Raw genomic sequence first — 11801 nt, forward strand, 5'->3', positions numbered from 1 at the left:
CCCGGGCGAACAGCGCGGCGGCCCGCTGTCGAGCGTGCCGCCGATGAGAGGAGATCGGGAGGGTGCGGGCCCGGCGCGGCGCACGCACCCCACCTGGCACCGGGGCAGAGGGCACCCCACCTCCGAGGGGCCGGCGGCCGGGGCCACCGCTGGCGACGCCCCGGCCGGTCCGCTGGTCCGTCCCTACACGATGACCCGGGGCAGGACCCGGCCCGGCAGCGCCGGACGCGGGCTGGACCTGATCACGATCGTGATGGCCGCCCCCGACCTCGACGACCGCGTCCGCGACCCCGAGCTCCAGGCGATCCTGGCCCTGTGCCGCAGGCCCATCTCGGTCGCGGAGATCTCCGCGCGCCTGGACATCCCCCTGACGGTGGTCAAGGTGCTCCTGGGAGACCTGGTGGCCGAGGGCGACGTGCACACCCGGGCAGCGACGCCCGTGACCCAGCTTCCCGAGAAGAAAGTACTTCAGGCGGTACTCGATGGCATCCGCAGACTCTGAGAACCGACCGGGTACGCAGGACGCGCGTGAGGCGCCGGAGGCGATACCCCAAGCGGTCAAGATCATCATCGCCGGAGGGTTCGGCGCAGGCAAGACGACGATGGTGGCCTCCGTCAGCGAGATCACCCCTCTCAGCACCGAGGAGGTGATGACCGAGGCCAGCCAGGGGGTCGACGACCTCGGGGGAGTGGAGAACAAGACCACCACGACGGTCGCGCTGGACTTCGGCCGCATCACGATCAACGACGACATCGTGCTGTACCTGTTCGGCACACCGGGACAGGACCGTTTCTGGTTCATGTGGGACGAGCTGGTGGAGGGCGCCCTGGGCGCCGTGGTACTGGCCGACACCCGTCGGCTGGACACGTGCTTCCACGCGGTGGACTTCTTCGAACGCCGGGGAGTGCCGTTCGCGGTCGCGGTCAACCAGTTCGACGGGGCGGCCCACTACGAGCCGGAGGAGGTGCGCGAGGCGCTGGACATCCCGGCGGAGGTACCGCTGCTGATGGCGGACGCCAGGGAACGGGAGTCGTCCAAGGACGTCCTCGTCCAGCTGGTCACCCACGTCATCAACAGCCGTCGCCCGGTACTGAGCGGCTGACCGGGCGACCCCGCCAGTCCGAGCCGGGTCGGTCCGTTGTACGTTCGGGAGAAACGCCCGTGAATGTGGTGTTGAACGCTACAATGTCGCGGCAGTGACCACCCGCTTTGACAGCGCGCCCCATCCACTTCTCGTCTGAATCCTGGTATGCGAAACTCTGACCGACTTCCCCCACGCGAACTGCCCAAGCGGCGTTCCGGACGCCACCGCAACCCGCTGTCCTTCGACAACTGGTTCGGTACCCCCACACTGATCATGGCGGTCCCGGGCACGGCCGAACAGGCCAGGGACGCCGAAGGTGAGTTGATCGGTGCCCGAATGGCCGATCTCGTCCGGGCCTACCGCCCCGAGGTCACCATCAGGTTCGGGCACACCGAGGGCCACGAACTGGGTATCGAAGAGGCCCTGGCCGACCTGGAGAAGTCCGACGAACGGCCACTCGCCGGCGTCGTGGTCCCCCTGGTCACGGCGCCGCACGGGGGCACCAACGCCGCGGTGGCGGCGGCCGTGGCCTCGACCGGGGCCGACGTCCGCGTCACCGAGGGCCTGGGCCCGCACCCCATGCTGGCCGAAGTGCTGCACCTGCGTCTGGCCGAGGCCGGGTTCGTGCGCGCCGACCGCATGCGCCTGATCAGCGTGACCGCCCGCAACACCACCATGGCGGACGGCGTCGTCGTCGGTGCCGTGGGCGGAGAGGGCGCCGTGGGAGCGGCCGGCGTCACCGCCGTGCTGCTCGCGGCCCGGCTCGGGCTGACGGTGCTCCCGGCCGACCTGGAGAACGAGGCCTCGATCGAGCAGGTCGTGGCCCAGCTGCGCCAGGGCGGGTGTCAGCGCCCGGTCATCGCGCCCAGCGCCCTCGGCCCCGAGATCCCGGCCCACTACCTGGCCGACCTCGCCGAGCGCCACGGAGCCCGTCCCGGGGCTCCCCTGGGGGCGGACAGCCTCCTGGGCAAGATCGCCGCGCTGCGCTACGCCGAGGTGCTCAACTCGCTCGGTGTGGAGCAGCCGCCCACCGCCGAGGAGCTGCCCGCCCCGGTGGGTTCCCGACACCGTCCGGAGTCCTGATCCCGCGACACGCCCCGCCAGGACCCCGTCGAACAGGGCCGCCCGGACCACCGGGCGGCCCTGTCGCGTTGATCGGCGGTGACCTGCCCCTTCATCGTGGACACGAACCGTCCCCGGACGCGCCCGGCGGCCCTCCCCACAAGCTCGGATAACTAGTCGTGATTGTTTGACAACGTACGGCAATGGTTTTTCGATAGCCTCGGCAGGACCGAAAGCCGCCGAGGCACCTCCCCAGGACGCCCCGGCACCCGCACGGGCTGGAGGGGGCCATTGCGAAGAACACACGCGTCCACCCGGACGATCCGCGGGCAGCTCACCCGGATCGTGCTCATCCCGAGCCTGTGCTTCCTCGCGCTCTGGCTCATCGTGGCCACACTCGGGACCGCGCAGGCCGCCCAGCTCATGAGCGCCGTGGGCCAGGCCCGCGAGGGCACCGAGGTCCTGTCCCGGGTGGCGACGGAACTCCGGGCCGAACGCCGCCTGTCCATGGTCCACCTGGGCGTCCAGGACGGCGGAGGGGAGGCGACCCACCAGGACGACCTGGAGGAGCAGCGGGCCAGCACCGACGACGTCCTGGTGGAGGCCGTGGCCCTCGCCGAGGGGCTGGAGGACGGCCGGGACATCGAGGTGAACCGCAACGCCGCGCTGGTGACCGGCGCCCCGGATCGCCTCGAGGCCCTGCGCTCCACGGTCGACGCCCGCACGGCCAACCGGGAGGAGGCCCTCAGCGGCTACAGCGACCTGCTGGGGACCCTCACTGACACCGTCATCGCGCTGTTGCACACCACCGACGGCGGGGAGAACCTCACCGACGCCGTACTCACCAGGGAACTCCTCTCCGCCCGCGAGGAGTACTCGACGGCCGACGCCCTGCTCGCCGGGGTCATCGCGGCGGAGCGGATGACCTACGAGGAGACGGCCCACTTCACCTTCCTCACCGCCTCCTACCGCGCCACCCTCGACACCGTCAGCCACGCCATGCACCCCAGCGTCCGCGCGGCCCACGAGGCTCTGGTCCAGGACGACGCGTGGACCAGGGCGGAGGGGTTCAGCCGCAGGGTCGTCACACGGCCCCCGGTCGCGCAGAACGACGAGGCCCTCCCTGGCCAGGAACCCCTCACCGAGTGGAACTCCGCCATCGACATCGAGGCCAACGACTGGGACACTTCCTCCGCCGTCGCGGCCCGGTCCCTGGACGGCATCGCCCGGGCCCAGATCGAACGCACCGTGGACCTGGCCTGGAGCGCGGCCCTGCTCAGGGTCACGCTCGGAGTCGCGGCCGCCACCGTGACCCTGCTCGGCGGGGTGGTCGCCATCGCGCTCGTGGGCCGGTCCTCGCGCCGCCTCACCGAACGCCTCACCTGTCTGCGTGAACAGATCCTGGACCGCGACGCCGACCTGCCCGACATCATCGAGCGGGCCCAGCGCGGGGACAAAGTCGACGTCGTGGACGAACTCCCGGCCCTGGACGAGGAGGGAGACGACGAGATCGGCCAGGTCGCCGACGCCTTCGACAGCGCCCAGATCACCGCGGTGGAGGCCGCCGTCCGCCAGGCCGAGATCCGCAGGGGCGCCAACCGCGCCTTCCTGGGGATCGCCTTCCGCAACCAGACCCTGGTCCAGCGCCAACTGCGCCTGCTCGACGAGATCGAGTACAAGGAGCAGGACCCCGAGGCGCTGCGCCGACTCTTCCGTCTGGACCACCTGGCGACCCGCGCCCGCCGCTACGCGGACAACCTCATCATCCTGGGCGGCGGCCAGTCCGCGCGCCGTTGGCGCCAGCCCCGCCCCCTCGTGGACGTGCTGCGCGCCTCCATCGCCGAGACCGAGGACTTCGAACGCGTTCGGCTGACCTCCGCGCCCCGGGTACTCATGCACGGCCAGGTGGTGGCGGACGTCGTTCACCTCCTCGCCGAACTGGTGGAGAACGCCACCCAGTTCTCTCCTGCCGGGACCACCGTGGACATGGGTTGCGCCCCGGTCGGCGGCGGACTCGTGGTGGAGATCGAGGACCGCGGGCTGGGTATGTCCGAGCAGGGCTACGCGGCGGCCGAGCGCACGCTCACACGGCCGCCGGAGTTCGACGTCATGGCTCTTCCTGACGACCCGAGGCTGGGGCTGTTCGTCGTGGCGCGCCTGGCCGAACGGCACGGCATCCGCGTGTGGCTGCACCCCTCGCCCTACGGCGGGACCCTGGCCACGGCGCTCATCCCGGACAGCCTGCTGGAGCCCGCGGACAACCCGGTCCCGGTCACCGGGGCCCCGGCGGGGGTGCCCGCCTTCCCGGGCGCGCTGAGCCACCTGACCGGACAGGGAACCGGCCAGCAGACGGGACCCCAGGGACCGTTCGGCCAGTCCGGGCCCCAGGGGGTCCCCGACCAGCACGACCCCCGCTCCCGGACCGGCCCGCAGGCGCACACCGGTCCGCAGGCGCACACCGGCCCCCGGCCCCGGACGGGTCCCCGCCCAGCGAGCGGCGCGCACTACCGGATCGGGGCCTCGGACCCGCGAGGGCCGTACGGGTCCTCCGGCGCCCAGCAACCGCACCACCCGTCGGGTCCGCAGAACCGCGACGGCACCACGGGGCCGTCCGTCCGGTTCGACTCCGGGGAACAGGCCCCCTTCGGTCCCGCGCCCACCGACACCTCGCCCTTCCCGACACCACCAGGAGGACCCAGTGACCGCTGAGGGCCGCCGCGCCCGTCGCCTGACGGAACGCGGCCCGGCCGACCGCACCGACGGCAACGGCCGCAGACCCGCCGACGAAGGAGAGGACGTGGGGAACGAGAGGTTCCTGCGCCCCTACGCCGTCGACGTCGGAACCGCGGAACGCGCCGCGCCGCGCCCCACGGACTCCGCCGACCTCGACCTGCTCACCCTCGTGGTGGCCGCCCGCACCCCCGGCCGCCACGAGTGGCTGCGCCCCGAGCGGGAGGCCATCCTCAACCACGCCAGGCGCGCCCGGACGGTGGCGGAGCTCGCCGCCGAGGTCGGCCTCCCCATGGGACAGGTGCGCTCGATGGTCACCGTCATGGTCGCCGAGGGGGCGCTCCAGCGCTGCGGACCCTCACGCCCCCTGGGGCACGAGGACATCCTGCACGCCGTGCTGGTGGGACTGCGTTCACTGTGATCCGCGGACGCGTGCCCCGTGTTCCTCGTCACCCGGTGCCCGGGCGCCGGACACCGGGTTGCTAGCGTGCGCCCATGCGCAGCACCGAACACATCGGCATCATCGGAGCGGGGATCGTCGGACTGGCCCTGGCCCGCCACATCACCCTCCACCGCCCCGGCACCCGAGTCACCGTCCTGGAGAAGGAGAACCGGGTCGCCGCGCACCAGACCGGCCACAACAGCGGCGTCGTCCACGCCGGGCTCTACTACCGCCCGGGGTCACTCAAGGCCACCCTCTGCCGCAGGGGCGTCGGTCTGCTCAGGGACTACTGCGCGGAGAACGGCCTGCCCTACGAGGAGGCGGGCAAGCTCCTCGTCGCGGTGAACGCCGAGGAGGAGGCGCGCCTGGACGACATCGAGGGCAGGGCGAGGGAGAACGGCGTCCCCGGCGTCACCCGTCTGGGCCCCGACGGACTGCGCGAGATCGAACCCCACGCGGTCGGCGTCGGGGCGCTGCACTCGCCCACCACCGCCATCACGGACTTCGTCGCTGTCGCCGAGCAGCTCGCCGACGACGTGCGCCGCTCCGGTGGCCGGGTCCTGCTCAACACCCCCGTCATCGACCTCCGCCAGGACCACGACGGCACGGAGGCCCTGACCGGGGACCCCAAGGGAGAGCGGGTCATCCACCGGTTCGACCGCATGGTCCTGTGCGGCGGACTCCAGAGCGACCATCTCGCCCGCATGGCCGGCGGCGGCGCCGACCCCAGGGTCGTCCCCTTCCGCGGCCACTACCACGAACTCGTTCCCGAGCGCCGCGACCTCGTGCGCGGCCTGCTCTACCCGGTCCCCGACCCCAGGTACCCGTTCCTGGGCGTGCACCTGACCCGTCACGTGCACGGCGAGGTCATGGCGGGGCCCAACGCCATCCTGGCCCTGGCCCGGGAGGGTTACCGAGCCCGCGACCTGCGGGCCCGCGAGTTCGCGCAGACGCTCGCCTGGCCCGGCTTCTGGCGCCTGGCCCGCCAGCACTGGACCGTCGGCGCCCGGGAGACGCTGGTGTCCGCCTCCAAGGCCGTGTTCGCCGGCCAGGCCCGGCGCCTGCTCCCCGAACTCACCGCCGCCGACCTGCGTCCCGCCCCCGCCGGTGTGCGGGCCCAGGCCCTGGGTCGGGACGGCGGACTCCTGGACGACTTCCACGTGGACACGCACGGTCGGGTCGTGTGCGTGCGCAACGCGCCCTCCCCGGCGGCCACCTCGTCCCTGGCGATCGCCGAGTTCCTGTACGAACACCACGTCAACGCGGGCTGAGACGGCTGAGGCGGGGGACCAGGAAGGCCCACCCCGGGGCACGGGAACCCCCTTGGAGCGGACCGGCGGGGTGTGTCGGAGCGGAGTTATCCACAGGTTCGAGGACACTCTGGTACTGACCGCCCGCCCGGCGGAGCATGGAATCACCGGTTACCCCCGGGACGGTCCCGGGGGCGCCGGTGGAGGTGACATGCGCCTGACCAGGTGGGCCCCGGTGGCCCTCGCCACCGTGCTCGCACTCGTTCTCACGGCGGCGGTGTCCGCCGTCGGCCCCCGAGGAGGACCCTTGGACGGATTCACCATCGGCCACCTGCCCGCGCAGGTCGGGCCAGAGGCCTCTGCTTCGGACTTCACCTACGAGTGGGGAGACGTCGCCTTCACCCAACGGGCCTGGGAACAGGCCAGGGAGGGCGGCGGGTTCGAGGTGCTGCTCCAGGTCCTGGTCCTGAGGGGGGAGGAGCTCACCGACCTGGAGACGGTCCGCTCCTTCCTCACCCGCTACCACGAGCGCGATCCGGACACCTGGGCGCTGGGCGACTTCGACAACAACGGCACCGGGGGGCTGTACGGGGGGTCCGAGGCCTTCTGGACGCCCGCGCCGGGGGTGGCCGTCGAAGTCCGAGATCCCTTCGGCCTGATCGGCGAGGAGGAGATCCTGGCGACCGCCCGGGGGATGGCTCAGGAGAACCCGGCCTAGGGCGCTGGCCCGGACCGCCGGGCCAGCGCGTCACGTGGTCATCGGACCGGGGGCCGCGTCAGCAACCGGAGAGGACCTCGCGCAGCGCGGTCTCCTCTTCGGGATCGGCGGTCAGATCCCACTTGTGCTTGACCTCGATCCAGGACACGACGTAGTCGCAGTGGGAGGACTCCAGCGGCGGCAGCCAGTTCGCCGGGTCCGCGTCACCCTTGGACCGGTTGGTCGAGGCGCTCACCGCCCACAGCTGTGAGGAGTCGAGGTCGTTCGCGAACTCCTGGCGCTCCCCGGTGGACCAGGCGTGGGCTCCGGACCGCCACCCCTCCTTGAGCGCCACCATGTGGTCGATGTCGATGTCCTGCGCGTCGGTGAAGGTCTCGCCGTCGTAGGGGCTGTGCCAGGAACCGGAGACCGGCTGGCAGTTGTCGTTGGTCTGGACGTCCTCACCGTCGCGGAGCAGCACGACCTGACGGGTGGAGCAGTTGTCCTCGACCCCGGAGTCCCAGTGCGGGAACAGCGCGCGGTCGTATCCCGGCGGGTCGTTCTCCTCCTCGATCCGGATCTCCTCCAACTGCTGCCTGGCCTGGTCGACGTCGGAGGAACCCGACTCGGGGGAGCTCTGCGGCTCGGTGCCGGACTCACCGAACTCCAGGTCGATCACGCCCAGCTGTTGCAGCACGAAGGCGGCGAGCACGACGACGCCGACGACGGTACTGATGATCGCGGTCAGTCGAGAGGTGGGCTTCCCGCCCTTGGCGGGGGGTCGGGGGGAGGATTTCTGGGCCATCGGGGAACTCCAACACTGTCTTGCCTCCCGTGACGGGCGGGTCGTCCGATCCGGGTCCCTCAAGCTTGGCCCATCACCGGCCCGGACCGTAACGACGCCCGGGGTCAGATCTCCCTGGCCCCCTCGTCGCGGCCGGGCCAGTTCTCCAGGGCGCGGACGAAGCCCTCCACCATTACGGCATAGCTCTCGTCGACGTCCTCCGGCAGCCCGAAGCCCCCGTGGGTCTCCAGGTCGACGAACCCGTGCACGGCGCTGCGCAGCGCGCGGATCGTGTGCACCATCTGCCGTTCGGGGATCGCGAACCCGCGCAGCACCGCGGCGATCACCTCGACGGGTCGTGCGAAGGTCGCCCGCGCCTCGGTGTCCGTCGGGGCCGGAGCCCGCTGGATCGACACGTAGCGGCCCGGGTACTCCAGCGCGTAGCGACGGTAGGCATCGAACACCTCCCGCAGGGCCCCGGGGCCGGACCGGCCCGTCGCGGCGGACCGGAGCCGCTCGGCCAGCTCGCCCACGGCGAGCAGGGACACCTCCCGTCGCAGCCCGTCCAACCCGTCGACGTGCTTGTACAGGCTCGGAGTCGCCACACCCAACCGCTTGGCCAGCGCCGCCAGGGACAGGCTGTCGAACCCCCGTTCGTCGATGAGCGACGCCGCCTCGGCCGTGACCACCACGGGGGTCAGGCCCGCCCTAGGCAACGGCTTCCGCCTTCTCGATCAGGTCGACGAGCGCGGGGACCACGACGTCGGGGCGTTGGGACTGCGCGTAGTGCCCGCAGTCGGGGACCATGACCACCTCGCCCCGAACCACGGAGGCCACCCAGTCGGCCTCCGCGCGGGGGTCCTTCCAGTCGGGGTCCAGTTCGCCCATGATCACCACGGCCCGAGCGGACAGCCCGCTCGCGTCGTCGATCGTCTCGTTGGTGACCCCGATGGTCCGGGCCACGGCCCGACGTCGCTCGGCGGGGCGGAGCATCGCGTGGACGCGCGCCTTCTGCTCGGCGTGCCCCTCGGGAACGCGTCCTTTGTGCAGGGAGTCGTAGACCATCGTCAGTCCGCGCGCCATCCAGGGTCCGGAGACGAGGATCCTCAGCGCGGCACGCTCCAGTCGGCTCTGGACGCCGGGTCGCAGGAACGGGCCGAGCAGGGCGATACCGCTCACCAGGTCGGGGCGGACCAGCGCGGCGATGGTCGCGGCCGCGGCGCCCATGGAGTTGCCCGCGACGACCACCCTCCCGCCACCGAGTTCCTCGGCCAGGGCGACGACGTCACCGGCGGTCGCGCGGCTGTCGTAGCGGTCGAAGGTGGTGTCGCTGTCCCCGTGGCCGCGCAGGTCCATGACGGCCACGCGGTTCCCGGCCTCGGCGAGCGCGGCGGCGACGAACCGGAAGGAGGAGCGGTGGTCGAACATGCCGGGCACACAGATCACGAGCGTTCCGGTGTTCCCGGTTCCGTGGAGGTCGTAGGCGATTCGCCCGTCGGGGCGCTGGAGGTGGTGCATGACGGTGTCCTTACTCCGTGGGGCGAACCCTGTACTCGGTGGGGCGAACCCGGTGGCTCATGCCCATAGCCAAAAAGCTAATGCCATTAGCCTATCGCGTCAAGGTGCGGTTCTCGGGCCGGTACCCCGCAGGTCCCCGTGGCCACGTGAACTGGGCCGACACTCGGCCGGTAGCGTGGTCGTGTGAGGGATAACCGGGTGCCCCGTGCGCACGGCCGCCCTACACTGCTAGGCAGATCGGGCCGAAGGGCCCGCCTACACAACAGAGAGCTACACAGTGATCGACATCATCGACGAACTCCAGTGGCGCGGACTGATCGCGCAGACGACCGACCTTGACGCACTCCGCAAGGCGCTGGCCGATGGTCCGATCACCCTCTATTGCGGATTCGACCCCACCGCGGGCAGCCTCCACGTCGGACACCTCACCCAGGCGCTCACCCTGGCCCGCTTCCAGCAGGCCGGACACCGGCCCATCGCCCTCGTCGGCGGTGGCACGGGCCTCATCGGTGACCCCAAGCCGAACGCCGAGCGCCAGATGAACTCGGTGGAGACGGTGCTGGACTGGGTCGGGAACCTGGCCGGGCAGCTCTCGGCCTTCCTGCGGTTCACCCCCGAGGGCGAACAGGCCGGACCGACCGACGCCATCCTCGCCAACAACGGTGACTGGCTGGGGCAGATGAACGCGATCGAGCTGCTCCGGGACGTGGGAAAGCACTTCAGCATCAACCAGATGCTGGCCCGGGAGACGGTCAGGAGCCGCCTCGACGGTGAGGGCATGAGCTACACCGAGTTCAGCTACGTCCTCCTCCAGTCCTACGACTTCGTCGAGCTCTACCGCCGCTACGGCTGCACGCTCCAGACGGGCGGCTCGGACCAGTGGGGCAACATCACCGCCGGAATGGACCTGGTCCGCCGGATCGAGGGGAACGAGCCGCACGGCCAGGCGCACGCCCTGACCACGAACCTGCTCACGAAGGCCGACGGCACCAAGTTCGGCAAGACCGAGACCGGCACGGTGTGGCTCGACCCCGAGCTGACCTCGCCGTACGCCTTCTACCAGTTCTGGTTCAACGCGGACGACCGCGACGTCATCCGCTACCTCAAGGTGTTCAGCTTCCTCTCCCGTGAGGAGATCGAGGACCTCGAGCGCCAGACTGAGGAGCGTCCGCAGGCCCGTGCGGCGCAGCGCGCGCTCGCGGAGACGCTGACGACGCTGGTCCACGGTGAGGAGGAGACTCGCAAGGTCAAGGACGCCAGCCTGGCGCTGTTCGGCCGCGCGGACCTGGCGGAGCTGGACGGCCGCACGCTGGACGCCGCCCTGGCCGAGGTGCCCAAGGCCGAGGTCGACGGCCCGGTGGGGGAGCTGCTGGTCACCGATCTGTTCGCGCTGAGCGGCCTGACGCCCAGTAAGTCGGCGGCTCGCCGCGCCATCCAGGAGGGCGGTGCCTACGTGAACAACGTGAAGGTCACCGACGTGGAGGCCACGCTGAGCGCGGACGACGTGCTCGCCGACCGCTTCGTCGTACTCCGCAAGGGCAAGCGCAACATCGGTGGCGTCGTCCTCAAGGGCTGACGCCCGGACGCACGTGCACGAGGGTCGGTTTCCCGCTGGGGGAGACCGACCCTCACGCGTTCGCCGCCGTCCACGACTTTCATGGGCGCGTTCGGCGCAGGTTTGGCCTCGGGATGATTCGGGCACCACAGTTGTTGTCTGACTACAGCCGACGTCACCGGCGCGGGCCTGATGTGAGGACCGCGCGCGGGGTGCCAGAGGCCCGGATCGCCGAGACGGCGCTCGTTCCGGGTCCTGAGTTGACGTCCGCACCCACCCCCTCTATAGTCGAACGAGTCGCTGCGGGACGGCGAGCGAGGCCTTCGTGGCTTCGACTCGGAACCGGGCCGCGATCTCCGACATCCTCCTCGCAAGCACGGTGGTTCGAGCAGTCGCTCGAGGCATGTAAGCTCGGGGAGTTGCTTCAAAAGCCCGGCGGAAACGCAGAGCGGACGAAGCACCGGGAATTCTTTCTCCGGATCAGGTTTGAAGCGAAAACGCCGATTTGGCGGGGCGCGGAACACCTGATAAAGTAAAGACACAACAGCGGAAACGCAAATAGCCTTCTCCGGAAGAGCAGACGGGACTTCGGTTCTGGCGCTTGTACGGGAAGAGTGATTGTTTCTTGAGAACTCAACAGCGCGTGTTTGATTTTCTTTAAGCCATGTTTGTTTTGGC

The 11801-nt window shown here is 70.9% G+C and carries 11 protein-coding genes; 8 read left to right on the forward strand and 3 right to left on the reverse strand.

The window, feature by feature from the left end:
* Positions 1 to 43: 43 nt before the first annotated feature.
* From BDW27_RS22490 to BDW27_RS22520, 7 genes are all read left to right on the forward strand, one after another.
* Positions 44 to 502: a DUF742 domain-containing protein gene (locus tag BDW27_RS22490; RefSeq protein ID WP_110051567.1), complete on the forward strand. Its 459-nt coding sequence runs from the start codon at positions 44 to 46 to the stop codon at positions 500 to 502.
* Positions 483 to 1103 (forward strand): ATP/GTP-binding protein, encoded by a 621-nt coding sequence (locus tag BDW27_RS22495; protein WP_026129621.1) that lies wholly within the window; start codon positions 483 to 485, stop codon positions 1101 to 1103. The genes BDW27_RS22490 and BDW27_RS22495 overlap by 20 nt, the downstream gene beginning before the upstream one ends.
* Positions 1104 to 1250: 147 nt before the next feature.
* Positions 1251 to 2168: a sirohydrochlorin chelatase gene (locus BDW27_RS22500; protein WP_110051542.1), complete on the forward strand. Its 918-nt coding sequence runs from the start codon at positions 1251 to 1253 to the stop codon at positions 2166 to 2168.
* 270 nt (positions 2169 to 2438) lie between these two features.
* Complete coding sequence (locus BDW27_RS22505; RefSeq protein ID WP_110051543.1) at positions 2439 to 4856, forward strand: nitrate- and nitrite sensing domain-containing protein; 2418 nt, start codon at positions 2439 to 2441, stop codon at positions 4854 to 4856.
* Entirely contained in the window at positions 4846 to 5298 is a 453-nt protein-coding gene (locus BDW27_RS22510) for a DUF742 domain-containing protein (RefSeq protein ID WP_110051545.1), read from the forward strand. The genes BDW27_RS22505 and BDW27_RS22510 overlap by 11 nt, the downstream gene beginning before the upstream one ends.
* A gap of 74 nt (positions 5299 to 5372) precedes the next feature.
* Complete coding sequence (gene lhgO, locus BDW27_RS22515; RefSeq protein ID WP_110051547.1) at positions 5373 to 6590, forward strand: L-2-hydroxyglutarate oxidase; 1218 nt, start codon at positions 5373 to 5375, stop codon at positions 6588 to 6590.
* A 190-nt stretch (positions 6591 to 6780) separates the two neighbouring features.
* A complete protein-coding gene (locus tag BDW27_RS22520; RefSeq protein ID WP_017546616.1) occupies positions 6781 to 7287 on the forward strand; it encodes a hypothetical protein in 507 nt (168 codons plus the stop codon).
* A 58-nt stretch (positions 7288 to 7345) separates the two neighbouring features.
* Here BDW27_RS22520 and BDW27_RS22525 read toward each other — a convergent pair whose 3' ends face one another.
* The 3 genes from BDW27_RS22525 to BDW27_RS22535 form a co-directional block, all read right to left on the reverse strand.
* Positions 7346 to 8071 carry an HNH endonuclease family protein gene (locus BDW27_RS22525; RefSeq protein ID WP_110051549.1) on the reverse strand — a complete coding sequence of 242 codons (726 nt, stop codon included), beginning with the start codon at positions 8069 to 8071 and terminating at the stop codon, positions 7346 to 7348.
* Between the two features lie 104 nt (positions 8072 to 8175).
* Positions 8176 to 8766: a TetR/AcrR family transcriptional regulator gene (locus BDW27_RS22530; protein ID WP_110051551.1), complete on the reverse strand. Its 591-nt coding sequence runs from the start codon at positions 8764 to 8766 to the stop codon at positions 8176 to 8178.
* On the reverse strand, positions 8759 to 9568 hold the full coding sequence (locus BDW27_RS22535) for an alpha/beta fold hydrolase (RefSeq protein WP_110051553.1): 810 nt from the start codon (positions 9566 to 9568) through the stop codon (positions 8759 to 8761). The genes BDW27_RS22530 and BDW27_RS22535 overlap by 8 nt, the downstream gene beginning before the upstream one ends.
* A 277-nt stretch (positions 9569 to 9845) precedes the next feature.
* Between BDW27_RS22535 and tyrS the strand changes: the two genes are divergently transcribed.
* The gene (tyrS, locus tag BDW27_RS22540; protein WP_017546620.1) at positions 9846 to 11144 is read left to right on the forward strand and encodes a tyrosine--tRNA ligase; all 1299 of its coding nucleotides are present in this window, start codon (positions 9846 to 9848) and stop codon (positions 11142 to 11144) included.
* Positions 11145 to 11801: the final 657 nt, after the last annotated feature.

Origin of the sequence: Nocardiopsis sp. L17-MgMaSL7, assembly GCF_003182025.1 — a bacterium.
Lineage (GTDB): Bacteria > Actinomycetota > Actinomycetes > Streptosporangiales > Streptosporangiaceae > Nocardiopsis > Nocardiopsis prasina.